The organism is Flagellimonas lutimaris (assembly GCF_051494225.1).
GTDB classification, from domain to species: domain Bacteria; phylum Bacteroidota; class Bacteroidia; order Flavobacteriales; family Flavobacteriaceae; genus Flagellimonas; species Flagellimonas lutimaris_A.
On the sequence record NZ_JBNPYE010000014.1, the window covers coordinates 1 to 26,887 of the forward strand.

Here is a 26,887-nt window from a genome sequence, read left to right on the forward strand (position 1 = left end):
TCAAGGATGGGTTCACACAACTTGCGGAGGCCATAAAGGCACCATCGGTAACATATACGTTCTTACAGGTGTGTACTTGGTTGTTGCCATTTACAACGGAAGTCTTTGGGTCACGGCCCATACGTGCAGTACCCATTTCGTGGATACCAAGTCCTAAGGCATATGGCGCATCGTAAGGGGTAATATCCTTTGCGCCTGCTTTTTCAAGCATTTGAACCGCTTGATCTTGCATATCCTTGCGCATGTTGTACTCGTTCTCTCTGATTTCGGCATCGAAAGTAACGGTGGGCAAGCCCCACTGATCCTTCTTGTCGTAATCCAAGGTCATTTTATTATCATGGTAAGGCAAAGTTTCACCGAACGCGAGCATGTTCATTGTCCAGCCTCCTGGGGTAAGAATCGCATCCTTATAATTTTTACCAAACGAAGCTTCCGCAATCAATTCTTCATAATTGCCCCTACTTGCACCACCTTGGTAACCATAACCGCGTTTAAAACTTTTCATATCGGAATCACCGCCAAGGTTTCTAAATCTCGGAATATAGATTCCGTTTGGTTTTCTACCCTTGTAGTATTTGTCTTCATACCCATCAAACTTACCGGATGCGCCAACCAAGAAATGGTGGTCCATTACATTGTGGCCCAACTCTCCAGAATCGTTACCCAATCCATTGGGAAACCTGTCTGATTTGGATTGCATCAAAATGGAAGTGGAAGCCATTGAAGAGGCACAAAGGAATATTACCTTGGCCTTAAATTCAAATTCTTCTTTGGTTTCCCTATCGATTACCTTAACTCCAGTAGCTTTTTTGGTATTTGGGTCATAAATCACTTCATGAACAATGGAATCTGGTCTTAACGTCATATTCCCTGTTCTCTCGGCCGCTGGCAATGTGGAAGAAACACTACTAAAGTATGCTCCGAAAGGACATCCCCTAATACAACGGTTCCTGAACTGACAACGTACTCGGCCATCACCTTCAAATTTTTTATCACTGTTGATGTGCGCCACCCTTCCAGCAGTAATTACACGGCCATCAAAATTTTCTGCAACTTTTCCTCTTACATGGTCTTCCACGCAATTAAGTTCCATCATCGGCTCAAACTTACCATCCGGAAGTTGTGGCAAGCCTAAATTTTCACCAGAAACACCGATGTAACTTTCAACTTTATCGTACCAAGGAGCTATGTCCTTATAACGTACCGGCCAATCCACGGCGATACCTTCTTTTTTGTTTGCACCGAAATCAATATCGCTCCAACGGTAGCTGTGTCGTCCCCACATAATGGAACGTCCACCAACATGGTAACCTCTCATCCAATCGAAACGTTTGGTCTCGTTGTAAGGGTGTTCCAAATCGTTTACAAACCAGTGTTTAGAGGCTGCTCCGGTTGTATATCCGGTTCTTGATTGTTTTTCTTGTTTCTTAACATCTTCTCGGGTAGCTCTTCCTCCATGGGGAAAATCCCATGGATCTTTGTTGGCTGTTGGGTAATCTTCTCGGTGCTTTACCATGGGTCCACGTTCCAAGACCAAGGTCTTAAGACCGTTTTCGCACAATTCCTTGGCAGCCCAACCACCACTGATACCCGTACCTACTACGATGGCATCATAGGATTCTTGCTCCTGATTGTAATAAAATTTACTCATTTATTCGGATTGTTTATTTGCTAAATGTATTAATTATTAAATTAATTTTCTACATTTAATCCCTATGTTTATTGAGAATTCAGCACTATAACGTTATAGTTTTTGGATTCCGTGCGAATTTAACTAACGTAAAAATATGATCAGAAGTAGTTTAACACAAAAAAGTATTGTCACACTTATTGCGGTGGCTTTTTTAGGATTTTATTCCTGTAAACAAAAACCGAAAAAAGAAGCAAATGAAGAAACAACAACTGAAGTGGTAGCTGTTGAAGAGTCCAAACCGGACATTAAACTTTCCTTGGCACAATGGTCTATCCATAAAATGATTTTCGAAGAGGGAGTTGATCCATACACTTTTGCAGAAAAAGCTAGCGAATGGGGTTTTGAAGGTTTAGAATATGTAAGTGCACTATACTATAAGGAACTCCAGGCAGCTAATTTTTCGGAAGAGGCTATGAACAACTGGGTTGAGAAAAGCAAAGCGGAAAGTGAGAAATATGGTTTGAAAAATCTTTTGATCATGGTAGATGGTCAGGGGGATATCGCTGTTCCCGATGAAGCAAAAAGAACAGAAGCTGTTGAAAACCATTATAAATGGGTTGATGCTGCTGCGGCATTGGGGTGCCATTCCATCCGTGTAAATTTAAACGGAAGCATGGAACCAGAAGTTTGGATGCCAGCCTCAGTTGCCGGACTTAAGCAATTGGCCACTTATGCCAAGGACAAAAACGTTAATATAATTGTAGAAAACCACGGTGGTCCATCTTCCAATGCGCAAATGTTGGCAGAAGTAATGGATAAAGTTGGAATGGACAATTGCGGAACTTTGCCCGACTTTGGTAATTTTTGCATAAAAAGGGAAGAAGGAGATTACTATTCATCCAAATGTCTGGAGGAATACGATCGCTATAAAGGAACAAAGGAGCTAATGCCTTACGCCAAAGGGGTAAGTGCTAAATCCTATAATTTTGATGAGGAAGGATATGAAACAAGAGTTGATTATCCGAAAATAATGGGCATTGTTCTCGATGCTGGATATGAAGGCTTTGTAGGTGTTGAATATGAAGGTTCCGAATTGAGTGAAGAAGAAGGGATTTTGGCTACCAAAAGACTTTTGGAAAAAGTATTGGAGTAATCCATTAATAGAATGGGTAGATGAAGGGATTTTTAAATCAACTCTTCGATTACAATTTTTATTGTAACAAAAAAATAATTGAACAATGCAGTGGTCTGGACCAGGTTCCAGACAACTGCATTAGACTTTTTAGTCATATACTCAATGCCCACCATATATGGAACCATAGAATGTTGGGCATTCCAAGTGAGTTGGGGGTGTGGGATATGCACAATTTTGATAAATGGGAAGAAATCCATTATCAAAACCAACGGACCTCTTTTGAAATTGTCTCCAATACCGATAATTTTGAAAATCGAGTGGAATACGAAAACAGTCAAGGAAGAACCTTTACCAATCAAACAAAGGACATTCTTTTTCACATTATTAATCATTCCACCCATCATAGGGGGCAAATCATGATGGAGTTTCGAAATTCTGGAATTGTGCCCGAACCCTTGGATTATATACATTACAAAAGATAAATACCAACTAACTAACACTTTAAATGAATCTTAAAACTAAATTCCAACTATCCTTTATGATGTTCCTCGAGTTTTTTATCTGGGGCGGTTGGTTCGTAACTTTAGGTACTTTTCTTGGCAACAATTTGGAAGCGACAGCAGGACAATCATCCATGGCCTTTTCAACCCAATCTTGGGGAGCGATTATTGCGCCATTTATAATTGGGTTGATTGCTGACCGATATTTTAATGCTGAACGTATCTTGGGTGTGCTCCATTTAATAGGAGCATTTTTAATGTACCAAATGTATCAATCCACGGATTTTACGGCATTTTATCCGTATGTGTTGGGCTATATGATTCTGTACATGCCAACATTGGCCTTGGTGAATTCCATTTCTTTTAATCAAATGAAAGACCCTGCAAAGGAGTTTTCGAACATTCGTGTATTTGGAACCATTGGTTGGATTTTGGCCGGTATGGTAATCAGCTATGTATTTGTTTGGGATTCTCCGGAGAGTTTGGAGGCCGGAATGTTGAAAAATACCTTTTTAATGGCGGGTATAGCTTCCGCTATTTTAGGATTGTTCAGTTTTACATTGCCCAAAACCCCTCCATCAGTTGATAAAGGAGAAAAAGTCACCATTTCTGATGTGCTGGGCTTGGATGCACTTAAACTTCTAAAGGATAAAAACTTTTTGGTATTCTTTATCTCTTCCGTATTAATTTGTATTCCACTAGCATTTTATTATCAAAATGCAAACCCATTCTTGGCGGAAATAGGCCTGGCGAACCCAACAGGAAAAATGGCTATCGGTCAAATTTCAGAAGCACTGTTCATACTCGCTTTACCCTTTTTCTTTACGAAATTTGGATTCAAAAAAACCATTTTGGTGGGAATGTTGGCCTGGACGGTTCGTTACCTGTTATTTGCTTATGGTAATGCAGGTGAGCTTTCCTTTATGTTGATCATTGGAATTGCATTGCACGGAATCTGTTATGATTTCTTCTTTGTTTCCGGACAAATCTACACGGATACTAAAGCTGGTGAGAAATACAAAAGTGCAGCTCAAGGTTTGATTACTTTAGCTACCTATGGTGTTGGAATGCTTATCGGATTTTGGATAGCCGGACAAATAACGGATTCCCTTACCATAGAAGATGGAACCCATGTATGGGAAAGTATTTGGATATATCCTGCGGTATTCGCGGCAGTAGTATTTGTTTTGTTTGCACTAATATTTAAAAATGAAAAAGTAGAATACAAATCATAAGGATACGAATCCGAAATGATAAAATATAGATACAACCACAATTAACTAATACAAACATGAAAAACGTTAACAAAAACCAACTTTTTTTAGCGGCCTGTATATCCTTGGTCGTTACTTCGATGACTTTTGCCATTAGGGCAGGAATACTGACCCAACTAGGAGAAGAATTTGGCATTTCCAACCAACAATTGGGTTGGATAAACAGTATGGCCTTTTTAGGTTTTCCCTTGGCGATGATTTTTGGAGGATTGCTCTATAATAAAATTGGTGCCCGAAAACTTATGGTAGCAGCATTTGTCTGCCACCTTTTGGGATTGGTACTTACCATTGTAGCTGGAGGATTCTGGACACTTATTATCTCTACATTCTTTATCGGATTTGCCAACGGATCGGTGGAAGCGGCATGTAATCCTATGATTGCGGATATGTACACCAAAAACCGTACGGCCATGTTGAACAAGTTCCATGTTTGGTTCCCTGGAGGAATCGTAATTGGCTCCTTGATCTCTAAGTTTATGACCGATTTTGGAATGGGTTGGCAATTACAGATTGGTATTATGTTGATTCCCACGCTAATATATGGGTATATGTTCTTCAAGCAAGAATTTCCAGAAAGCGAGCATATGGAAACCGATACCGCAAAGAATATTAAATCACTTGCAGATCCATTGTTCATTTTTATATTGATTTGTATGACCCTTACCGCTATTTCGGAGTTCGGACCACAGCAATGGGTGGAACGAATTTTAGGAAATTCCGGTGCCAGTCCAATGCTAATATTGGCCATGGTGACAGGTATTATGGCCATAGGTCGATACTTTGCAGGTCCTATTGTACATAGAATAAACCCAATTGGGGTACTACTGATGTCTGCCGTGGTTACTACCGCAGCAGTATATAGCATGAGTATAGCCGAAGGATCCATGATTTATTTGGCGGCAATTCTTTTTGCCTTGGGTGTATGTTATTTCTGGCCTACCATGATCGGGTTTACATCGGAGTACCTTCCAAAGACTGGAGCTTTGGGGATGTCGCTGGTTGGTGGAGCAGGGATGTTCGCCACATCAATATGGCAACCGGTTATCGGTGGATGGCTGGATAGTGCCAAGGAAACGGCAATTGCCTCAGGTTTGACCGACCAAGTAGCAGAACTTACCGCAGGTAAAGCTACCTTGGGTAAAATGATGTTTTTTCCGTTGGCGGTAGTCATATTGTTTGCAATTTTGTTTATGTTTCGAAAGAAATTGGAAGAAAGAAGAGTGCCGCAAGGCCATGCAACCGAGGAAATTGTTTAATTAAAAAATAAAATAATAGAAAATGCCTAAAAAGATTAGACTTGGAATTCTTGGAGGAGGAGGCGATTCCCTTATTGGGGTATTGCATAGAGTTGCCTCTTTCATTAATGATAATTATGAAATTGTTGGTGCCGTCTTCAACCCGGATTTTGAAGATAGTTTAGAATTTGCAAAAGAAATAGATATTCCTACAAACCGTATTTATAAAGATTTTGATACTTTGGTTGAGGAAGAAATGAAGCTTCCAGAAGATGAGCGTATTCAGGTATGTTCCATTCTAACACCGAACTTTCTTCACTATCCAATGGCAAAAAAACTGTTGGATAATGGTTTTCATGTTATCTGCGAAAAACCAATGACCACTACTTACGAAGAAGCCAAAATTCTTCAGGAAACCTTAAAAAAGGTCGGGAAGGTTTTTGCCGTTACCCATACATACACAGGGTATCCTATGGTTCGCCAAATGCGTGAGATGATCAAGGAAGGGGTTATCGGAAAGGTACACAAAGTAGATGCTCAATATTATCAAGGCTGGATGAATCCAATCATCCACGATAAAGAAAAGCGAGGTACCGTGTGGAGACTTGATCCTAAAAAAGCGGGAATTAGTTCTTGTATGGGGGATATAGGCGTACACGCCTTTAATATGATTGAATTTACTACCGGATTACAAGTAAAATCCCTGTTATGTGACTTCAATTATATGTATGACGACAATGTAATGGACATGGACGGCACGGCACTTATCCGCCTTGATGACAACGTAAAAGGAGTTATTAGGGCCAGTCAAGTCGCCACAGGGGAAGAAAACAACTTGACCATTGCTATTTATGGTCAAAAAGGAGGGTTAAAATGGGAACAGGAAAACCCAAATTATCTCTATAAGTTGAATGATCCTGAACCGTTGCAAGTGTACAAACCAGGGCACGAATATAATTCTAAACTTTCTTTGGATGGAACCAAATTGCCACCAGGCCACCCAGAAGGTATTTTTGATGCCATGGCAAATATTTATTTAGGTGTGGCCAAGGCCATACGTGGAGAAGATTACAATAGTGGAGAATTCCCAACCATGACGGATGGTGTACGTGGTCTCAATTTTATCGAGAACACGGTAGCTTCCCACAAAAAAGGAAATGTTTGGGTAGATATGGATTAATTCATAATCCTTTATAATAATGATGATGGCTGCCTTTGGCGGCCATTATTTTTTATAGAGCATTTCAAACTCTTCAAAAACCACGATCATACTTTCTTTCGGCTCTTTACCGAATTCGGCCAATTCCCGTGTGTAATAATCCCAATGTGACTTTTTCCAGTATTCTAGACTCTTGTCACCTTCACCTTCAAGTCGGGCATGTTCCTCTCTAATGCTGAAAAAGGGCAGTAATTTTACTGCCGTGGTTCGTGTAATGCATTTTGCAGTACCGTTCCAATCCGTTACCACATAAAAATCCCCGATTTTGGGCAAGCTTTCATTGCGTAGTTGCAACCCTTTTAAAGAATGCGATGTAGCTCTCTTAATTTCTTTGCAGGCTAAATCGGCACAAGTGTTTGCATCCGACTCATTATCGCAAAAATGTATCACTTTTGGAGCATCTTGGGAAGCAAACTCCAAATGGGCATCCAAAAAATCGCCCCATAAATTGCGGGCAGAAGCATTTTCCATAAGTAGGTATTAAGAAAATTTATTTTGTTTGAATTGTTCGGCAGCATGATTCGCAGCTCTTGCTGTAAAGGCCATATAAGTCAGGGATGGGTTAACACAGCTTGCTGACGTCATAAAGGCACCATCGGTTACATAAACATTGGGAACTGCATGCAATTGATTGTGCTTGTTCAATACAGAAGTTTTTGGGTCATGGCCCATACGAGCACCTCCCATTTCATGTATGCCCAGACCTGGACCGGTTTCGGTATCAAAGGTGTTTACATTTTTGAAACCTGCGGCTTTAAGCATTGCGGCTGCTTCCTCTTTTATAGCCTCGCGCATATTATATTCGTTCTCCTTGAATTCAACATCAAAATCCAATTGGGGCAATCCCCATTGGTCTTTTTTATCCTTGCTTAAAGTTACCCGGTTGTCATGATAGGGTAACATTTCACCAAAGCCACCCATTCCAATTTCCCAGCCTCCTGGTTTTAATATGGATTCTTTTAGCTCTTTTCCATAACCCATTTCCGCTACCATTTCAGACCAGTTGGTTCTATTGGCACCACCCTGATATCCAAAACCGCGCAGAAAGTCATTACGTTTCGTTTTTTCATCCAAGTTTACAAAGCGGGGAATGTAAAAGCCGTTAGGTCTTCTTCCTTTATAATATTTGTCCAAATGGCCATCTACCTTGGCAGAAGCTCCCAATTGGTAGTGATGGTCCATAATGTTTCGCCCCAATTGGTCATGTTCGTTGCCCATGCCGTTTGGGAATCGTTGGGATTTGGATTGAAGCAAAATACCAACGGATGCCATGGCCGACGCACATAGGAACACAATCTTACTTTTGAATTCAAATTTTTCATGGGTCTCTGCGTCAACGATTTTTACACCGGTAGCTCTTTTTTGATTTTCATCGTATGTAATCTCATGAACGATGGAGTTAGGTCGTAAGGTCATGTTTCCTGTTCGTTCTGCTGCTGGCAAGGTAGATGAATTACTGCTAAAGTAGCCGCCAAAAGGACAACCCCTCCAGCAACGGTTTCGATATTGACAAGGTCCGCGACCTTCAATATCCGTGGTGTTTTCAGTAATATGGGCAACCCGGCCGATGGTCAGTAAACGGCCATCTTCAAATTTGCTGTCTAACGATTGTTGCAAATCCTTTTCCACACAATTTAACCCCATGGGAGGTTGAAACTTTCCATCGGGTAACTGTTTAAGCCCTAAAGCCTCACCACTGACACCTATATAAGTTTCCACTTTATCGTACCAAGGGGCAATATCTTTATAGCGAACCGGCCAATCTACTGCGATTCCATCCTTTTTGTTGGCCTCAAAGTCGATATCGCTCCAACGATAGCTTTGTCGGCCCCAAGTCAACGAGCGTCCACCAACTTGGTATCCTCGTATCCAATCAAAACGTTTGGTTTCTTGATAGGGATGTTCCAGATCGTTAACAAAAAAGTGCTTTACATCATCTTTTGGAGCCCATCCAACTCTGAGTTGTTTATGATATTTTTCCTTGTCTTCCCGAGAGAGTTCTCCTTTGAAAGGATAATCCCATGGGTCATCGTTCATGGTCTTGTAATCTTGGACATGCTTTACCATGGGGCCTCGTTCCAAAACCAAAACCTTTAGGCCGTTTTCGCATAATTCCTTAGTGGCCCAACCACCACTTATACCTGTACCCACAACAATGGCATCATAAACTTTAGTTTCAATCACTTTTATGTTGTTTTAATTGTTAACGAATCCCTATATTTATATTTTACTACATGAGACATAAATATAGCATAGTTTTTTTCTTAAATATAGAAGATAAATCCCAATTTATTTGGGATTTCCTAATTTCTTAAAATTAAATTCAATGAAGACAATTAAAGGACCGGCCGTATTTTTGGCGCAATTTGTGGATAGCCAACCTCCATTCAACTCTTTGGATGGCCTTTGCAAATGGGCCTCGGATTTGGGATATAAAGGAATACAGATTCCTACTTGGGAATCCTTCCTCATAGATTTGGACAAAGCAGCAGAAAGTCAAGATTATTGTGACGAGCTCAAAGGGAAGATAAACTCATATGGATTGGAGATAACCGAACTTTCCACCCATTTGCAAGGACAATTGGTCGCGGTACATCCTGCTTATGACATTATGTTCGATAATTTCGCGCCCAAGGAACTGCACGGAAAACCCAAAGAACGTACCAAGTGGGCGGTTGAAACCGTAAAGAAAGCTGCCACCGCAAGTCGCAGATTAGGACTTGATGTGCATGCTACATTTTCTGGCTCATTGCTTTGGCATACCGCACACCCATGGCCCCAACGACCTGCTGGTTTGGTAGAAATGGGTTTTGAAGAATTGGCAAACCGATGGATGCCTATCCTAAATCATTTTGATGAAGAGGGGGTAGATGTATGCTATGAAATCCACCCAGGAGAAGACCTTCACGATGGAGATACCTTCGAACGCTTTTTGGAAGCTACGGGAAATCACAAAAGAGTGAACATCTTGTACGATCCAAGTCATTTTGTATTGCAACAATTGGATTATATCGAATACATAGATTTTTACCATGAGTTCATCAAATCGTTCCACGTAAAGGATTCAGAGTTTAACCCAACAGGGAAAAAAGGTGCCTTCGGTGGTTATAACGATTGGGGGGATAGAGCCGGTAGATACCGTTCCTTGGGTGATGGTCAAATCGATTTCAAGACTATTTTCTCGAAATTGACCCAATATGGATGTGACGTATGGGCCGTAATGGAGTGGGAGTGCTGTATTAAGAGCCCAGAGCAGGGCGCTCGAGAAGGAGCTAAATTTATTAAAGATCATATAATTGAAGCTACCACCAAAACCTTTGATGATTTTGCCGGAGCTGAAATTGATAAAGAAAAACTTAAAAACATATTGGGATTATGAGAAAACCAATTTTATTGGGCTTAATGGCCATTGCATTTTCATGCAAGGAAAAACCAAAGGAGCAACTTGAAGAAGTAGAAAAGGAAGTAGTTGAGGTTGTGGCAGAACCAGGAACTAAAATTTTATTTGATGGGTCATCGTTTGATGGATGGCACTTTTATAATGGAGGGGAAGTTACCGAACCTTGGAAACTGGAAGATGGAGCCATGGTGCTTTATCCGCCGGAAGAGCGACCCGATGGTGCTAATTATAATTTGGTTACCGATAAGGAATACACAGATTTTGTTTTGACCTTGGAATGGAATATAGCCGAAGGGGGCAACAGTGGTTTATTTTGGGGAGTAATGGAAGATGAAAAATATGGAGAACCTTATCTCACAGGACCAGAAATCCAGGTGTTGGATGATGAAAGGCATCCAGATGCAAAGAATGGTACCGACCGTTTGGCCGGATCACTTTACGACATGGTTTCACCATCCAAAAAAGTGGTTAAACCCGCTGGAGAATGGAATAGCGTAGAGTTAATGATCAATCATAAAACCAACGAAGGTCATGTAATTTTAAATGGAACCAAAATGGTGGAGTTTCCGGTTCAAGGACCCGAATGGGATGAGCTGGTTGCTAATTCCAAATTTGCCGATTGGGAAGGTTTTGCAGCATTCAAAACAGGAAAGATTGGGCTTCAGGACCATGGTAATGTGGTAGCCTTCAGAAACATAAAAATTAAAGAATTATAGTATGTCTAAATTAACATGCAAACTATTGGCTTTGTCCGTACTTGTTGTCGGATTTATGTCTGCACAAGAGGTAGAGCCGACCAAACCTGAACAAACTGAATTTTATAAACCGGTGCCACCTAAAGTAACTCCGGGTAAGGGTGGAGCTCCTCCGAGTGATGCCATAGTTCTTTTTGATGGTACTTCATTGGACAAGTGGATCAGTTCCATAGATAGTACCGCTGCCAAATGGACACTGAATAAAGATGGCAGTATGACAGTGAACAACAGGACCGGGGATATCCAGACCAAACAAAATTTTGGAAGTGTGCAGCTTCATATTGAATGGAAGTCGCCGGCTGAAGTGCAACAAGAAGGTCAGCATAGAGCTAATAGTGGAGTTTTTCTAAATGGCATGTACGAGGTGCAGGTATTGGACAACAACGATAATGATACCTATGTTAATGGTCAAGTTGGTTCTATATACAAACAACATGTGCCGTTGGCTATGGCTTCGGTGCCCACAGGCGAATGGAACACTTACGACATTATTTACCACGCCCCCGAGTTTGAAAAGGGGCAGAAAGTAAAATCTGGTACATTGACTGTCATCCATAACGGGGTTTTGATTCAAGATCATGTGGAAATTAAGGGAACCACACCATATATTGGTTGGCCCAAAAATCCACCTCATGGAAAAGGTCCTCTCAGACTTCAGGATCATGGGGACAACAGTAGGGTCAGTTATAGAAATATTTGGGTTAGGGAGCTGGATTAGTTCCCTAAAACTAATACTACGATATAGAATCTTCAATGGCCAAAACCTATTTTGGTTACCTTTGGCAAAATTTATCATTCATATATGATTCAATCCATGACAGGCTTTGGGAAGCATGTAGTACAGCTTCCTTCCAAGAAAATTACCATTGAGCTCAAATCACTCAACAGCAAAAATTTGGACATCAATGCCAGACTTCCTCAATTCTACAGGGAAAAGGAACTGGAATTGCGCAAAATGATTGCCAGTGCCCTGAATAGGGGAAAGATTGATTTTAGTCTTTATGTTGAAATTACGGGAGAAGAAACTACGGCCGAGGTCAACAAAGGAGTGGTAAAAAATTATATGGAGCAATTGGCTGACATTGCCAAAGGGGATGATATAAAGCTATTGGAAATGGCATTGCGCATGCCAGATACGCTAAAGACCGATAAAGACAATATTGATGAGGCCGAGTACAAGGCTATATTGGAAGCGATGGATGAAGCCCTTTCCAAAATTGTTGAATTCCGAAATGAAGAAGGAAAGGTGCTGGAAGAAGATTTTGTGGCCAGACTGAAGAATTTGAACGAACTTTTGGAAGCAGTAAAAGCCATGGATCCTGAACGTCTGGGAACGGTAAGGGAACGATTGGATAAAGCAGTATCTGATCTTAAAGTGGAGTTGGATGCCAACAGATTTGAGCAAGAACTCATTTATTATCTCGAAAAATACGACATTACAGAGGAGAAGGTCCGTTTGGCCAACCACTTAAAATATTTTGAATCCACCTTGAATTCCGATGACTCCAATGGGAAAAAACTTGGGTTCATTTCTCAGGAAATAGGAAGGGAAATAAATACCATCGGTTCCAAGGCCAATTATGCCCCAATGCAGCAATTGGTGGTACAGATGAAGGATGAATTGGAAAAAATCAAGGAACAAATGCTCAATGTGCTATGACAGAAGGCGGTAAACTTATTATTTTCTCAGCACCTTCCGGCAGTGGTAAAACTACCATTGTCAAACATTTGTTGAATCAACCTGAGTTGAATTTGGCTTTTTCCATTTCTGCAACCTCTCGCCCACGTAGAGGAAAAGAAAAGAACAATGTCAACTATTACTTCATGTCAGTTTCCCAATTTAAAAGGCACATCAAAGACGGTGATTTTTTGGAGTGGGAAGAAGTATACCGGGATAACTTTTATGGAACTCTCAAAAGTGAAGTAGAGCGTCTTTGGGCCGAAGGGAAAAACGTAATTTTTGATATTGATGTTTCCGGCGGACTTAGAATTAAAAAGAAGTTTCCTGAGAAAACATTGGCCGTTTTTGTAAAACCACCCAGTGTTGATGAACTCAAAATCAGACTGAAGAAAAGAAGTACCGAAAGTGATGATAAAATCAACATGCGGATTGCCAAGGCATCGGTAGAGCTTGCCACGGCACCACAGTTTGATAAAATCATCAAGAACTACGATCTTGATGTAGCTCTTAATGAAGCCCATAGATTGGTAGCTGAATTCGTTGGGGCCGAGATGCCTCCTAAAGAAGAATAACAAATGAAAAAGGTAGGGCTCTTTTTTGGAACCTTTAACCCGATACATATAGGCCATTTGGTCCTAGCGAACCATATGGTGGAGTTTTCGGATTTGGATGAAGTTTGGTTTGTTATTACTCCTCAAAGCCCATTTAAGACCAAACAATCACTTTTGGATGACCATCACCGTTATCAGATGGTGTACGAGGCCGTTCAGGAATATCCGAAGCTAAAACCTAGTAAAATAGAGTTTGACCTTCCTCAACCTAATTATACGACCAATACTTTGGCCCATTTGGATGATAAATACGGAAAGGACCATCAGTTTTCTCTGATAATGGGGGAGGATAACTTGAAAAGTTTCCATAAATGGAAAAACTACGAGACTATTTTGGAGCATTATTCCATTCATGTGTACCCTAGGATTTCACACGGGGAGATAGAGCATCAATTTAAAGGACACCCAAAAATCACTAAAGTAGATGCGCCGATCATGGAAATATCGTCCACCTTTATACGCAAAGCGCACAAAGCAGGTAAAAGTATCCGTCCTATGCTCCCGTATTCCGTTTGGAAATATATGGATGAAATGAATTTTTATAGGTAGCCTTACTGTTTTGCAGTAACAACCCCTACCATACTATCTGCCGTGCCATAATATAAGTACCATGTCTCGTTGAACAAGATCAATCCTTCCAGGAAAGTGGTTCCATCTTTATATTGGCCCGACTTTTCAAAAGGTAATTCGGGTTTTATAAAAGGCTTATCGGTACGGTTCAATAGTTTCCAAGGTTCATTGGCATCAAAAAGAGCTTGACCCCCGGTATAGATTCTGTTACCCAGTTCTTTTACACCGATATTTTGTGAGTTTCCGGCATTGTACAGCACCACAATACCATTATCCGTTAGTAGTGGTGGTGGACCGGCCTCAACCAACCAAGAGTCAAAATAACCAGGTCTAGGGCTTAAAACAGGAACTAATTTGCTTTCGTAGGTTTCTACAGGCTCCCAATCTATCAAATTGGTTGAAGTGGCCAACCATATATGGGGCACACCATAGTACATCCAATATTTGCCATTGATTTTGGCAGCGACCAATTTACCGTCTTTAAGTTCTGTTACTATAGCTCCTGATTTCGTTTCTTTTTCGTGATAAACACCTTTTTTATAATTCTGGAAAACTGGTCCATGTTTTTCCCAATGTTTCAGGTCTTTTGAAGTAGCAACCGCAAGTTTGGGTGTTTTCCGGTTCCATTGGGTATAGGTCAGAACATATAAGCCTTCTTCGATTTCAACGATTCGTGGGTCTTCAATGCCACCTGGCCATTCGTTGGCTTTTTGATCATCTTTGCTAGGATAAAAAACAGGTTCTGACCATTTGGTATAAGAAATTCCATCAGTAGAAGTAGCCATTCCAATCCGGGAACGGTGTCCGCCAATTTCCTTTTCCCCTAATTTTTCTTCTGCACGGTACAATACATAAATGGAATCGTTTTTAGCAATAGCCGCGGGATTAAACGTTGCCATGGATTCCCAATGCACAACTTTTTGCGTTATGGGGTCTTTAAACGTGGATGCCGCATCTTTCTGTAAAATAGGTTGGGCACTTTTTGGACGTTCAAAAGGCCCTAGCATCCAATCCTTTTCTTTCGTTTGCGAAAAAATATTGGTTTGGGAAAATAAAAGAATGAATAGGGACAGTATTGATGTTCTCATCAAACTTAAATTTTTTCCAAGGTATCTGTTCCTAGGTATTTATCATCCTTGTTTACGTACCAAGCTCTGGTTTTTGGCATTTTTATCCCATTGATTTCTTCCAATCCTTCCAAAAGGATGTATTCTCCATCATTTTTGCTTTCATCGTGGTAAAATTGATACACTTCCATGGCATAGGTAGCGGGATCAAAATAAAAATACCATTCATCTGTGCCCACCTCGGAATCATAGGTTACATTCAGTACCAAATATTCTTTGCCCTTGAATATCTTTTTTTGGACTTTTGGGTCCAAATGGGTGCCGGGATCCTTTAGCTTCATGGGAAGCCCGTATAAGTATGTGTAATAGTCCTTCATGAAATTACCGCGCTCGCAGCTCAAGCGGAATTTCTTAGCCTCTTCCTCAGAGATATCTTTGCTTCCGTTCAATGTTATTTCGCAAGAGCCCCCATTGATTTTATAAGTATAGGAATCGTCGCCCTGTTCTACATCCAAGGTGAACTCTTGGTTTGGAAAATCCACGCCAATTATACTTGTACGCTCAGGACGGTTTGGAGTTTCCATAACTACCTTTAAGGTAGTCTTTAGGTTTGCCCAATTGCCATTGGGGTCATGGAATGCGATGGCATTTTCCAAAACTTCATCAGCAGAAAATGACTGCGAATGGCCTGTAATTATTGATAATAGACCTATTGCCAAGAGAGAAAAACAATATCTTTTCATGTCAAAAAAATTAAATAGACACGAAAGATACTGTTTTATTTTATCTCTATTGTGGCAGGTTCAACGGAGCTATCATGTTCACGATAGTATTGTTCCAAAAGGTTCATCATCGCAGTGATTAAATCTCTGGTTTCAAGTAAAAGAGAGAAGTACAATGTGGTGTTCTTTGGACTAGATTCTTCTGTTCTTGTTCTGGAAACCTGGATATCAATCTTTTGTGAGACCAAATCATAAAGTTCCTGTTTGGAATCCAAAATGGCACCGATTTGTTCAAAAGACTTTTCTTCAAAAGCTTTTTGAGTGCTATTAAAGATTTCTTCCAACTTGTTATCAATTTCCTTAAGCTCTTTGATTTGATTGTACTTAAGCTTTTTGTGATTGTTTTGCACATGGTTATGGCTAACCTTGCCTATATATTCCAAAGACTGGGACATATCGGTTAAGTACCCCATGATATTGATGTAAAAATTACTGGCGCCAATATGGGCTTCCTCCAAGTTCTTGATGAAATAGAAGGTATGCTCTCTTAAATCTTCTATTTCAGATGCAAGTTTGTTACCTTGTTTTTTATTCTTTTTTAAAGAATCAAGAGCTTGTTTTGCAAGTCCATTAATGGAGTTGGAGTAGATTTTGTTACTTCGTTTTACCACATTGGCAATGTTCGTTGCCGTTTCCTCAATAACCCCTTGAATGGAACTACTTTCTGCTCTTCTTAAACGATCTTCAACTTTTATTTCCTTAGATTTTTTGTTGTAGGATATGTAGTTTCTAACCAAAAGAAGGGTTGCAGCAAACAATAGAATGGCAATGGCTGCTCCTTTTCCAAAACTTATAAGTGCCAAAATAACCCCTGAAGCAATAAAGGCAATGATGGCGGTACTGAACCAACCAGCGATTACGTTTAATACCCCTGCAACACGGTAAACTGCACTTTCCGCTCCCCAAGCTCTATCGGCCAAAGACGTACCCATGGCTACCATAAAGGTAACATAGGTAGTGGAAAGTGGAAGCTTGTAAGACGTGGCAATAGAAATTAAAATACCTGCAACCATTAAGTTTACGGAAGCTCGAATCATATCAAATGCAGGTAATTGAAGGACTTTGTCCTTTGAGAGGTTCACGGTAGGCTTTTCAAAGCGCTTGTTAACTTTACTCTGTATAGATGCCGGTACTGCTGAGGATACCCAAGTGGATAAGTTGATTGAAAATCTTACTAAACCTCTGGATAAGAAATTAGGTTGAAATTTTTCTTTGGCCTCACCTTCACGAGATAGGTTGATTTCGGTATCGGCCACATACCTTGCTTTTTTGGACAGCCAGAGGGTGGCCACCATAATCATTCCAGAAAGAAACAGCAACAGCGTAGGGGTTTCAACCTTTGTGGATAGGACTTCCATACTAAATTCAGAGGCTGCCACTCCAGAAGCCGTCCATGCTTCATACGATTGCCATGCCGCAATGGGAACACCGATAAAGTTGACAAGGTCGTTTCCGGCAAAAGCAAGTGCAAGAGCAAAAGTTCCAACGCCAATGATAACCTTATACACGTTTACTTTGGCAAATTGAATGAGTATATATGACAAAAGAGCCCAAAAGACAAAATTGACCAATCCTACTGTATAAATTTCTGTCTCTAGAAATTCTTTTATGGTAATACCTCCAATAAAATTATAGGTTTGGTTGGCAAAAGGGGTTCCTTTTATACCTTTCAACAAAATAAAATAGGATATGGCGGATAGGGCTATGCCTGCAAAAACAGCTCCAACCCACTTTGCTTTTTTCTGAAAGTGGTATGACAACAGTACTCGAGACACCCACTGCACAAATGCTCCGATGGTAAAAGCTATTACAACGGAGGAAAGTATCCCAACAATAATTTGGATGGCTTTATCGGTATTGATATAATTGACAACATCGGAGAAATTGCCGTTTACATCAGCTATTTTTAATATAGCCATTGCGACCGCCGCACCTAATAAGTTAAAAACGATGGAAACCGTTGTTGATGTGGGCATTCCCAGTGTGTTGAAGAAATCCAACAACAGAATATCCGTGATCATCACGGCCATAAAAATGAACATGATTTCATCAAAATAAAACTCACCAGGGTTAAAAATACCCTTCCTTGCAACCTCCATTAAACCACTTGAGAAAATTGCTCCACATGCAATTCCAATACTGGCAACGATCATAATGGTCTTAAATGATATGGCCTTAGAGCCTATTGCAGAGTTCAAAAAGTTAACTGCATCATTACTTACACCAACAACAAGGTCTGCTATGGCCAAAATGCCCAAAGCGACAAGGATTAAAAAGTAAATGTTGTCCATAATTAAAGTTCAAAAAAATTTTTCAAATATCTAGAGAATGCCCTTTTGTTAGGTTATGTTAAGGTTATTTTTTAAAAATGTACGTCTAATTGTAAACGATACATTAATGTATCAAACCCATTATCAACGTTTAAATAACTTAAATCCGTTTGTACCTTTAACTTATGTCCCACAATATATTTTGAGAGACCTAAGGTATATTGTGTTTCGGGATTTTTTCCAGTTATATCATAATCTAATTTAATGTTGGTATATCTGGCTGAAACTTCCCAATTTTTCTTAAAGAGATAACCTGATTGAAGGTTAACCCCTTTTCCTACTTGCACAACATCACCCGTTTCGGTATTGTCCAAGTTTATAGCTACTGGTTTGTCTGCATCACGATATGCGTATTCTCCCATTAGAGAAAAACCATTGTACTTGAACATCAAATCTAAAAATAAAGTAGATATGTCGGTTTTATGGAATCCATTATCGGTGAACATGTAACTGCCCATGTTACTTCGGGTTCTTACAGCATCATCATTGATATCATAAGTGGCTCCCAGCATTAATTTTGGTTTGGGCTCACGATTAAGGTCCGCACCTCTGTAATCACCTTTTCCTTCAAACTTGCCAAAAGGCAATAATTCGAGTCTTGTTGTATATTGATGTCCTCCCAAGTTGCCTTCTGTGACATTTCTCCCTTCTCCTTGCGAAAAAGCAAATTTTTCTCGAACCAAAAACTTGCTACCTATATTAAAATGGTGTCTCAATTGAAAACCTATATCCCTATCAATATTAAATCTGCTGTTCAATAATGATCGATCTACTTGTTGCAGATCTCCTGAAGAAATAACCCGTTCAATATTGCCCGGCAACTTGGTTTGTCCTACCCAAAGTTCAAAGTTTTGGTAAAAATTCCACATCACGACCGCATCTAAAATGTATCGAGGTGTATTTCTTGTAAACTCGGAACCTCCAGAAATGTCTCTGTTGGAAAGTCCAAGTTCTATTTTGTATTTAAGTTTTGGAGAATAGGCAAAACCATTGAACTTGAGTCTAGCTCGCCTTACCAAAAAGTTTTGTTCGGAATTTGAAAAACCATTTTCTCCTTCTTCAGTCCAATTAAAAGTACTTAAGAGTTGCATTCTTGCACCTACTTTCATGGACCAAGTACTATCTTTCCCAACAAGGTTCAATAATCCTTTGCCAAATTGTGTTGAAGAAATCTCTTGGGAAAAGGAAAATTGTGTGTACACCAAAAGTAAGGAAAACCCTAGGAGGGTCAAATTTTTGTTATTCATTACGGTACTAGTTTTTGTCGCTGCAAATAACTGTACCCAATGTTAAGTTAACATTTCCTGTATGTTATCTTATGTGAGTTCTTTTGATGAAAAAGGCTACCTTTTGAAAGGTAGCCAGTAGATTTCGAAGAATAGTCGACAAAAACTAATATCCGTATAGAAATCTGTGTCAAAAATGAACTATGGAAATTTCTTTACTGTAATTTTAAGTTTAAGTAATCATTAAGCATTGCTTTTAAGGTGATGTCCAGTTTTCTTGGTGTATAATCTAGGTTAGGTGTATATTGCACCAATAGTTAATTATGAACTGGGAGCAACTACTTTCTTTAAAGCGACACGGAGATACCGGAAAACGACTACGAAAGGAACAAAATGAGATCCGTCTGGGTTTCGAGGTGGACTATGACCGAATCATTTTCTCATCTGCTTTTAGAAGCTTGCAAGATAAGACACAGGTGTTTCCAATGCCGATTGCAGTTGGCTCACAGAAGAATTTTGTGCATACTCGCTTAACACACAGCATGGAGGTGTCGGTAGTAGGAAGAAGCCTGGGGCGTATTGCAGGACAGCAAATTTTGACCAAATACCCATTTCTGTCTGAGGTTCATGGTCACCATTTTAACGATTTTGGTGCTATTGTAGCCGCCGCCGCATTAGCTCATGATATTGGCAACCCTCCTTTTGGACATAGCGGAGAAAAGGCAATCGGGAATTATTTTAAGCAGGGCAAGGGAAAGCTATACCAAGATATCCTGACCGCAGAAGAATACCAAGACCTTATAGATTTTGAGGGCAACGCCAATGGTTTCAAATTATTGACAGCGTCCAGGGAAGGTGTTCCCGGAGGTCTTCGATTGAGTTATGCGACCTTGGGGGCCTTTATTAAATATCCAAAGGGATCCTTACCCAAAAAACCATCTAGAAACATTGTCGACAAAAAGTTTGGCTTTTTTCAATCTGAAAAGGAGTTTTTCCATGAACTAGTTGAGGAAATAGGCTTGTTGCCCAATCCAAATCATCCAGAAACCGGATTTTTACGGCACCCGCTTACCTATTTGGTGGAGGCTGCTGATGATATTTGCTATACCATTATTGATTTTGAGGATGGAATCAATTTGGGACTGATTCCGGAAGAATATGCCTTGGAGTATCTCATCAATTTGGTGAAGAACAACATCAACACTAAAAAATATAATGCAATGACTACCTCGAGTGATAGATTGAGCTATTTGAGGGCACTTGCCATAAGTACTTTGATCGGCGATGCGGTCGATGTTTTTGTTAAGAATGAGGATAAAATCCTGAATGGTGAGTTTAATGTTTCCTTACTCGATAAAGGAAAGTATAAGGCACAGGTAGAGGATATCATCAAGTTGAGTGTGGAGAAGATTTATCAATCCACCGAAGTAGTGGATAAGGAATTGGCAGGCTATCGTATTATATCGGACCTTTTGGATATGTACACTTCGGCCTTGATCAATGTTAAAGAAGGACAGGACACCAATTACGACCGATTGCTTATCAAAAGTTTACCCGAGAACTATCGGAATACGGATACATCAACTTATAAGATACTGTTGGACACGAGTTGTTTTGTGGCCAGTTTATCGGATAGTGCAGCGGTTCACATTCACGATAAATTAACAGGGCGCAAGGTCTAAAACGAATAGAGCAACCCTACTCCAAGTAACTGCTTAAACTGTATTCGGGATACACCTGGGTTGATTATAGAATCATCCTCCGCAATTTCCTCATCAAATTTAATATCATCATCAAAAATAATGTGGGTACCAATGTTGGCGGCAAGATACTCATTAACCTTTAGGTTAAAATTCAATTCCCAATCCACATCAATATTGCCAAAACTCCGCACGTAGTCGGTATAAAGGTTAAGGCGATGGTTCATCAACACATTTCTGGCAATTTCTGTTTCCCAAGTGTTGGTAATGAGAAAACCAAGTTCTAAAAAGACGTTTTTACCTTTTTCCACACCAAATGCCCCTTGGTTGGAGAGTACTTCGTCCAGCACAAAAGTGGATTTCATGGTAGCGGGTGAAATATACAGGTTGAATTTGTCTTTTGGAGGGATATAGGATGTACCTACACCGACAAATGCATATCCTGGAGCCATAAACCTTGAAATAGGGTTTTCCCTGTCCGGATATTTATAACCGTTCGAAAATTGGGTTCTGAAGTTCGCTTTTACAGAATAGTACCAATTGGTGATAGTGTCCTTTCTAAAACTGAGGGTGGTGGATAAGCGTATCTGATCGTCAGTTTTTCGAAGTTTTCTTCCTTCCTGTGCATTGAGGCCATACCGAAGTTGGACCTCATTGTTCCAGTTTAGATATCGAAATTTATAATTCCGGGAAAAATCAGCACTTGCGAGTGCTGAAACAGAATTGTCGCCTCCTGCATTCCAGTTTACAAAAGAGACCTCACTAATGTTAAGCCCAAATTTATTGACCTTTTTCCAAAACGATGTAGGCTTGAACCGATGGTACCAAACACTCAAAGGCTTTACTCTGTTCAATACCGTTCGGGGATCGGTAAGCTTGGCACTCCTGGTCAAATATTTTAGTTTGACATCTTTGATGCGAACAATTTTAAAACCAGAATCGGTGCTGTCGGGTTCAAAAACCTTTAGGCGGGATATCTGTGCATTGGCAGAAAGGAAAACGGTAAGGAATAGAATTAAAAAACAATTTATTCGCATTGGTTTAAGGTTGATTGTATATAAGAATGTATGGTATCAAAATCTATACCAGCCAGATGGTGGGTTTCGGGTATTGTTCCTTGTTCCACAAATTGATCGGGAACACCAAATATTTTAACTGGTTTTGAAAATCCTTCTTCGTTGGCAAATTCCAATACTGCGGAACCAAAACCACCCATTTTTGAGCCATTTTCAACAGTAATGATATACTCGTACTGGCTAAAAATTGTGCGTAGAGTGTTTTTATCGAGTGGTTTTACAAAACGCAGATCGTAGTGTCCGATTTTTTCTGGTTCACCTAATGCTTCAAGGAGTTCTGCTATGACGTTACCAATATGGCCTATGGTAAGTACGGCAATTTTTGAACCTTCTTTCAAACATCTGGCAGTACCCATTTCAATGGTCTCAAAATCATTCTTCCAGTCAATGGTCGCACCTCGTCCTCTTGGATACCGGATAGCAATAGGATTGTCCAATCCCATCTGTGCGGTGTACATGATGTTTCTGAGCTCCATTTCGTTCATTGGAGCAAAAACGATGAGGTTTGGAACACACCGTAAAAAAGCCATATCAAAAATACCGTGATGGGTAGGGCCATCTTGTCCTACCAAACCAGCTCGGTCCAGACAGAAAATAACGGGTAGCTTTTGCAAAGCCACATCGTGTATTACTTGATCATAGGCCCGCTGTAAAAAAGTAGAGTAAATATTGCAAAATGGCACTAATCCCTGAGTGGCCATGCCTGCGGCCAGAGTAACCGCATGCTGTTCGGCTATTCCAACATCAAAAGCACGGTCGGGCATCTGGTCCATCATGAATTTTAGGGAACTGCCACTGGGCATTGCAGGGGTAATCCCAACAATTTTTTCATTCTTTTGAGCCAATTCCACAATGGTGTGCCCAAACACATCTTGATATTTTGGAGGTTGAACTTCTCCTGATTTTTTTAATCGCTCCCCTGTGATTTTATCAAATTTTCCAGGGGCATGATACACTACTTGGTCTTCTTCTGCCTTTTTTAACCCTTTCCCTTTTGTGGTAATAATGTGGAGCAACTTTGGACCTTCTACATTTTTTAGACGTTCCAGTTCCGTGACCAAAGCTTTTACGTCATGTCCATCAATTGGGCCCGAATAGTTGAGGTTGAGGCATTCAAAAATATTTTCGTCCTTGGCTGTACCCGCCTTTACATTGGTAAGATATTTTTTTAGTGCACCAACACTAGGGTCGATGCCAATGGCATTATCGTTGAGTACAATTAGTGCGTTCACATTGGTGACTCCGAGATGGTTCAATCCTTCAAAGGCCATTCCACTAGCAATAGAGGCATCGCCCACCACCGCAATATGTTGTTTGTTAAGGTCTCCTTTAAGTTTGGAGGCCATCGCCATTCCAAGTATCGCCGAGATGGAGGTAGAGCTATGCCCGGTTCCAAAATCGTCGTATTCACTTTCGCTTAGTTTTGGAAAACCGCTGATTCCGCCTAGTTGTCGGTTCGTCTCAAATATCTCTTTTCTTCCTGTTAGGATTTTGTGTCCATAAGCTTGGTGGCCTACATCCCAAATAAGTTTGTCATTCGGGGTGTTGAACACATAATGTAGTGCTATGGTGAGTTCCACAACACCCAAACTGGCCCCCAAATGTCCTTCTTTGGTGGAGACGATATCAATAATAAATTCCCTTAATTCCTGGGCGAGCTTGGGCAGCTCATCCAAGTTTAGTTTTTTGAGGTCCTCGGGGGATTCGATATGTGTTAACAGCTTTTCCAATGAATAAAAAACAAAAGTATCACTTCTCCCTAAAATTATTTTATGTGTAGCTTAGCAATCTATTGAAAATGATGTAAAAAGTTGTGGAGAACCCGTTTGATGACACTTATTTTATGAAGCGAGCCTTGCAAGAGGCCGAAATAGCCTTTGAAAAGGGTGAAGTTCCTGTTGGGGCGGTTATTGTGGTAAATAATAGAATCATTGGAAGGGCCCATAACCTAACGGAGCGCTTAAAGGATGTTACGGCCCATGCCGAAATGCAGGCCATCACTGCAGCTTCTAATTTTTTAGGAGGCAAATATCTTCGTGATTGCACTTTGTACGTTACTTTGGAACCTTGCCAAATGTGTGCTGGGGGTTTGTATTGGAGTCAAATTTCGAAAGTGGTCTATGGCGCAGCAGATTTGGAGCGTGGTTTTAGTGTGATGGGAGGGCACTTACATCCAAAAACTGAAGTGGTTGGAGGAGTAATGGAAAAAGAAGCAGCCGAGTTGCTCAAACGATTCTTCATTCAAAGAAGAAACCTCAACTAAATAAAAAACCCCGGCAACGCCAGGGTTTTCAAATCAAATCAAAATAAAATATTGTTATCCGATTACCTGCACTTGTGCAGCAACCATTCCTTTTCTTCCTTCTTCTTCAATGTATTCTACTTTGTCGCCTTCGTTCAATTCCACACCGTTCAATGCCGTAACATGAACAAAGATGTCTTTTCCTGTGTCGTCGTTTGTAATAAACCCAAAACCTTTGGATTCATTGAAAAATTTTACTGTACCAGTCATTAAAAATTAAATAAAATGTTAAAATACGAAAGTAGCTTTTTTTGCGACTGATTTGATGAAAAGAAGTTTAAATCTTAAGAAAATTATTGATATTTTGTCTTTTTATCCTCTTTTTCTTGCATTTTCTTAATGTTTTCCTTTGTAAGCATATAATCTTTCATGTTTTTGGACTTGCTCTCTTTCCAAAGAAAAAGGGGCATGGCCACCAAAAAGAGTCCAACAGTACCTCCTCCAATATATTTTGGGGCTTGGGGATGTTCTTCTTCTAAGGAAAGACCGTAGAATATAGATCCAAGAGAAGCCAACATGATAAGGAAGATAATATGTTTGAGTTTGATTTTTTTCATTGGGTATAGTTTATCAGTTCCCTGCGGTATGCCGTTAGTAGTTTTGATTTTGAGACAAAACCTTCGTATTTGCCATCTTTGAGTACTGGCAGGTTCCAGGCGCCACTATCCTGAAATTTACGCATAACATCTGCCATCTTATCACTTTTTAGTTCAATGGTGCTTGGAGGGGTTTGCATTACATCGGTGGCAAGCACTTTTTCATAAAGAGATTGGTCGAACATAATCGGGCGGATATCATCCATTAGGATAATGCCCAAAAGAGAACCGCTTTTTTCGCTGACAACGGGAAATATGTTTCTTTTAGATTTGGTTACCACCTTATGTAGAATATCGCCCAATGTCATTTTGGGATAGACGGCAACAAAGTTTTTTTCGATGACCTTATCTATTTCCATAAACATGAGAACTGCATGATCTTTATTGTGGGTAATCAGTTCTCCTTTACGTGCCAATTGCATGGCATAGACCGAGTGCGGATGAGAGTATCTTGTTATTGCATAAGATATAGCGGCCGTTAGCATTAAGGGGATGAAAAGTTCATATCCTCCTGTTACTTCTGCTATTAAGAAAATAGCAGTCAATGGAGCATGCATTACTCCTGCCATTAATCCTGTCATCCCGACCAAGGTGAAATTACTTTCAGAAACCATATTTTTAAAAATACCAATATGATTGATGAATTTGGCGACACAGTTGCCCATAAGGCTCCCCATAAAAAGAGTCGGTGCAAAAATACCTCCAACTCCCCCAGCTCCAAAGGTAAAAGCGCTTGCAATTACCTTAAAGGCCACTAAGCCGGCAAGAAGAATTATTACCACCCAAGTATTATCCAAGTTCAAATTAAAAATATTGTTCCCGAGTACGGCATTGGTATTTCCTTTTACAAGGTTGTTCATGGTGTCGAAACCTTCACCATAGAGGGGCGGGACAAAGAACAATAAGATTCCAATGGCAACACCTCCTAAAAGGAGTCTATGAACCGGCGATGATATTTTGTCGAAAAAGTTCTGAATCCTTGTATACGCTTCATAGAAATAAATAGATGTAATTCCGCCAAATACTCCTAATATGATATAGAACGGTACATCCGATATTGTAAAAGCATCAACAATTTGAAACGGTAAAAGGGCGTCATTCCCAAAGAAGAAATAAGAAGTGATAATTGCAGATAGGGAGGCAAGTAACAAGGGAAGCAATGATGCCAATGTCAAATCCAAGCTAAAGACCTCTATGGCAAATACGATGGCAGCGATAGGTGCTTTGAATATGGAAGATAGTGCTCCAGCAGATGCACAACTTATTAGAAGAATTCTGGTAGCATGGTTTAGATGGAGTGTTTTCGAAATGTTGGAGCTAATTGCTGCCCCTGTAGCCACTGTTGGTCCTTCAAGTCCCACAGAACCCCCAAAGCCAACTGTTATTGGTGCAGTTAACAAAGAACCCCAAATTTGGTGCCTGCTCATTATCCCCTTTCTTTTAGAAATGGCATATAGAGTTGATGGGATACCGTGACTTACTTTTTTACGAATGACATACTTGATGATAAGGCTCACCAAAACCAATCCAATAATGGGGAATAAAAAATAGAAGGCATGGTGATAGTATTGAACCAATTTACCTTCCAATAGGTGCTGTAAAAAATGGGTAAGGTTTTTTAAAAGTACTGCACCTACTCCAGAAGTAAACCCGACCAATATACTAAGTATTGCAATAAATTGCCTATGGGAAATATGTTTGGCTCGCCAAATTAAAAATTTTGTCAACCAAGATTTTTTTTGTGCCATAGTTCAAGGTATTAAAAAATCCCACGATTATGTGGGATTTTAATATA

General features: G+C 40.1%; 25 protein-coding genes. 13 read left to right on the plus strand and 12 right to left on the minus strand.

The features are described 5' to 3' along the window. A partial coding sequence (locus ACQQ5U_RS18150) for a GMC oxidoreductase (RefSeq protein ID WP_437399721.1) occupies window positions 1-1,651 on the minus strand: 1,651 nt, incomplete at its 3' end. Between the two features lie 136 nt (window positions 1,652-1,787). Between ACQQ5U_RS18150 and ACQQ5U_RS18155 the strand changes: the two genes are divergently transcribed. The 5 genes from ACQQ5U_RS18155 to ACQQ5U_RS18175 are packed head-to-tail and all read left to right on the plus strand — an operon-like array spanning window position 1,788 to window position 6,957. Next, a complete protein-coding gene (locus ACQQ5U_RS18155; RefSeq protein ID WP_437399723.1) occupies window positions 1,788-2,786 on the plus strand; it encodes a sugar phosphate isomerase/epimerase family protein in 999 nt (332 codons plus the stop codon). A gap of 20 nt (window positions 2,787-2,806) precedes the next feature. Next, window positions 2,807-3,250: a DinB family protein gene (locus ACQQ5U_RS18160; RefSeq protein WP_437399724.1), complete on the plus strand. Its 444-nt coding sequence runs from the start codon at window positions 2,807-2,809 to the stop codon at window positions 3,248-3,250. A gap of 23 nt (window positions 3,251-3,273) precedes the next feature. Continuing rightward, window positions 3,274-4,503: a nucleoside permease gene (locus ACQQ5U_RS18165; RefSeq protein ID WP_437399727.1), complete on the plus strand. Its 1,230-nt coding sequence runs from the start codon at window positions 3,274-3,276 to the stop codon at window positions 4,501-4,503. A gap of 56 nt (window positions 4,504-4,559) precedes the next feature. Beyond that, complete coding sequence (locus tag ACQQ5U_RS18170) at window positions 4,560-5,798, plus strand: MFS transporter (RefSeq protein WP_437399729.1); 1,239 nt, start codon at window positions 4,560-4,562, stop codon at window positions 5,796-5,798. A 22-nt stretch (window positions 5,799-5,820) separates the two neighbouring features. Further along, a complete protein-coding gene (locus ACQQ5U_RS18175; RefSeq protein WP_437399730.1) occupies window positions 5,821-6,957 on the plus strand; it encodes a Gfo/Idh/MocA family protein in 1,137 nt (378 codons plus the stop codon). A 45-nt stretch (window positions 6,958-7,002) separates the two neighbouring features. Here ACQQ5U_RS18175 and ACQQ5U_RS18180 read toward each other — a convergent pair whose 3' ends face one another. Together ACQQ5U_RS18180 and ACQQ5U_RS18185 are read right to left on the minus strand one after the other, a co-directional pair. Beyond that, complete coding sequence (locus ACQQ5U_RS18180; protein ID WP_437399732.1) at window positions 7,003-7,467, minus strand: ASCH domain-containing protein; 465 nt, start codon at window positions 7,465-7,467, stop codon at window positions 7,003-7,005. A 9-nt stretch (window positions 7,468-7,476) separates the two neighbouring features. Beyond that, on the minus strand, window positions 7,477-9,180 hold the full coding sequence (locus ACQQ5U_RS18185) for a GMC oxidoreductase (RefSeq protein ID WP_437399733.1): 1,704 nt from the start codon (window positions 9,178-9,180) through the stop codon (window positions 7,477-7,479). Window positions 9,181-9,322: 142 nt separating this feature from the next. Here ACQQ5U_RS18185 and ACQQ5U_RS18190 point away from each other — a divergent pair, with 142 nt between their 5' ends. The 6 genes from ACQQ5U_RS18190 to nadD all read left to right on the plus strand — a co-directional run bounded on the left by ACQQ5U_RS18190 (window position 9,323) and on the right by nadD (window position 13,992). Next, a complete protein-coding gene (locus tag ACQQ5U_RS18190) occupies window positions 9,323-10,375 on the plus strand; it encodes a sugar phosphate isomerase/epimerase family protein (RefSeq protein ID WP_437399735.1) in 1,053 nt (350 codons plus the stop codon). Further along, window positions 10,372-11,112, plus strand: a complete 741-nt coding sequence (locus ACQQ5U_RS18195) for a 3-keto-disaccharide hydrolase (RefSeq protein ID WP_437399736.1) — start codon at window positions 10,372-10,374, stop codon at window positions 11,110-11,112. Before ACQQ5U_RS18190 ends, ACQQ5U_RS18195 begins: the two co-directional genes overlap by 4 nt. Window positions 11,113-11,167: 55 nt before the next feature. Then, window positions 11,168-11,869 (plus strand): 3-keto-disaccharide hydrolase, encoded by a 702-nt coding sequence (locus ACQQ5U_RS18200; protein ID WP_437399841.1) that lies wholly within the window; start codon window positions 11,168-11,170, stop codon window positions 11,867-11,869. An 84-nt stretch (window positions 11,870-11,953) separates the two neighbouring features. Next, window positions 11,954-12,811 (plus strand): YicC/YloC family endoribonuclease, encoded by an 858-nt coding sequence (locus tag ACQQ5U_RS18205; protein ID WP_437399738.1) that lies wholly within the window; start codon window positions 11,954-11,956, stop codon window positions 12,809-12,811. Next, entirely contained in the window at window positions 12,808-13,404 is a 597-nt protein-coding gene (gene gmk, locus ACQQ5U_RS18210; RefSeq protein WP_437399740.1) for a guanylate kinase, read from the plus strand. Before ACQQ5U_RS18205 ends, gmk begins: the two co-directional genes overlap by 4 nt. A 3-nt stretch (window positions 13,405-13,407) precedes the next feature. Continuing rightward, a complete protein-coding gene (nadD, locus tag ACQQ5U_RS18215) occupies window positions 13,408-13,992 on the plus strand; it encodes a nicotinate (nicotinamide) nucleotide adenylyltransferase (protein WP_437399743.1) in 585 nt (194 codons plus the stop codon). 2 nt (window positions 13,993-13,994) lie between these two features. On the opposite strand, the gene ACQQ5U_RS18220 is transcribed toward nadD, so the two are convergent. The 4 genes from ACQQ5U_RS18220 to ACQQ5U_RS18235 all read right to left on the minus strand — a co-directional run bounded on the left by ACQQ5U_RS18220 (window position 13,995) and on the right by ACQQ5U_RS18235 (window position 19,439). Beyond that, a complete protein-coding gene (locus ACQQ5U_RS18220) occupies window positions 13,995-15,101 on the minus strand; it encodes a glycoside hydrolase family 130 protein (protein ID WP_437399744.1) in 1,107 nt (368 codons plus the stop codon). Between the two features lie 5 nt (window positions 15,102-15,106). Further along, window positions 15,107-15,823, minus strand: coding sequence for a DUF6503 family protein (locus ACQQ5U_RS18225; RefSeq protein WP_437399745.1), 717 nt, complete (start codon window positions 15,821-15,823; stop codon window positions 15,107-15,109). 35 nt (window positions 15,824-15,858) lie between these two features. Beyond that, on the minus strand, window positions 15,859-18,153 hold the full coding sequence (locus tag ACQQ5U_RS18230; RefSeq protein ID WP_437399747.1) for an inorganic phosphate transporter: 2,295 nt from the start codon (window positions 18,151-18,153) through the stop codon (window positions 15,859-15,861). A 71-nt stretch (window positions 18,154-18,224) separates the two neighbouring features. Next, entirely contained in the window at window positions 18,225-19,439 is a 1,215-nt protein-coding gene (locus ACQQ5U_RS18235) for a porin (protein WP_437399748.1), read from the minus strand. Window positions 19,440-19,741: 302 nt separating this feature from the next. On the opposite strand from ACQQ5U_RS18235, the gene dgt reads away from it, so the two are divergent. After that, window positions 19,742-21,100, plus strand: a complete 1,359-nt coding sequence (gene dgt, locus ACQQ5U_RS18240; RefSeq protein WP_437399750.1) for a dGTP triphosphohydrolase — start codon at window positions 19,742-19,744, stop codon at window positions 21,098-21,100. Here the strand turns inward: dgt and ACQQ5U_RS18245 are convergent. Next, window positions 21,097-22,155, minus strand: coding sequence for a DUF3078 domain-containing protein (locus tag ACQQ5U_RS18245; RefSeq protein ID WP_437399751.1), 1,059 nt, complete (start codon window positions 22,153-22,155; stop codon window positions 21,097-21,099). The two genes, dgt and ACQQ5U_RS18245, sit on opposite strands and share 4 nt — an antisense overlap. Further along, complete coding sequence (locus tag ACQQ5U_RS18250; RefSeq protein WP_437399753.1) at window positions 22,146-23,924, minus strand: 1-deoxy-D-xylulose-5-phosphate synthase; 1,779 nt, start codon at window positions 23,922-23,924, stop codon at window positions 22,146-22,148. Before ACQQ5U_RS18250 ends, ACQQ5U_RS18245 begins: the two co-directional genes overlap by 10 nt. An 83-nt stretch (window positions 23,925-24,007) precedes the next feature. Between ACQQ5U_RS18250 and ACQQ5U_RS18255 the strand changes: the two genes are divergently transcribed. Next, window positions 24,008-24,457, plus strand: coding sequence for a nucleoside deaminase (locus tag ACQQ5U_RS18255; protein ID WP_437399755.1), 450 nt, complete (start codon window positions 24,008-24,010; stop codon window positions 24,455-24,457). A 54-nt stretch (window positions 24,458-24,511) separates the two neighbouring features. On the opposite strand, the gene ACQQ5U_RS18260 is transcribed toward ACQQ5U_RS18255, so the two are convergent. The 3 genes from ACQQ5U_RS18260 to ACQQ5U_RS18270 all read right to left on the minus strand — a co-directional run bounded on the left by ACQQ5U_RS18260 (window position 24,512) and on the right by ACQQ5U_RS18270 (window position 26,840). Continuing rightward, on the minus strand, window positions 24,512-24,706 hold the full coding sequence (locus ACQQ5U_RS18260) for a cold-shock protein (protein ID WP_292962543.1): 195 nt from the start codon (window positions 24,704-24,706) through the stop codon (window positions 24,512-24,514). Window positions 24,707-24,789: 83 nt separating this feature from the next. Further along, a complete protein-coding gene (locus ACQQ5U_RS18265; RefSeq protein ID WP_437399758.1) occupies window positions 24,790-25,053 on the minus strand; it encodes a hypothetical protein in 264 nt (87 codons plus the stop codon). Next, window positions 25,050-26,840, minus strand: a complete 1,791-nt coding sequence (locus tag ACQQ5U_RS18270) for a chloride channel protein (RefSeq protein WP_437399760.1) — start codon at window positions 26,838-26,840, stop codon at window positions 25,050-25,052. Before ACQQ5U_RS18270 ends, ACQQ5U_RS18265 begins: the two co-directional genes overlap by 4 nt. Window positions 26,841-26,887 lie beyond the last annotated feature (47 nt).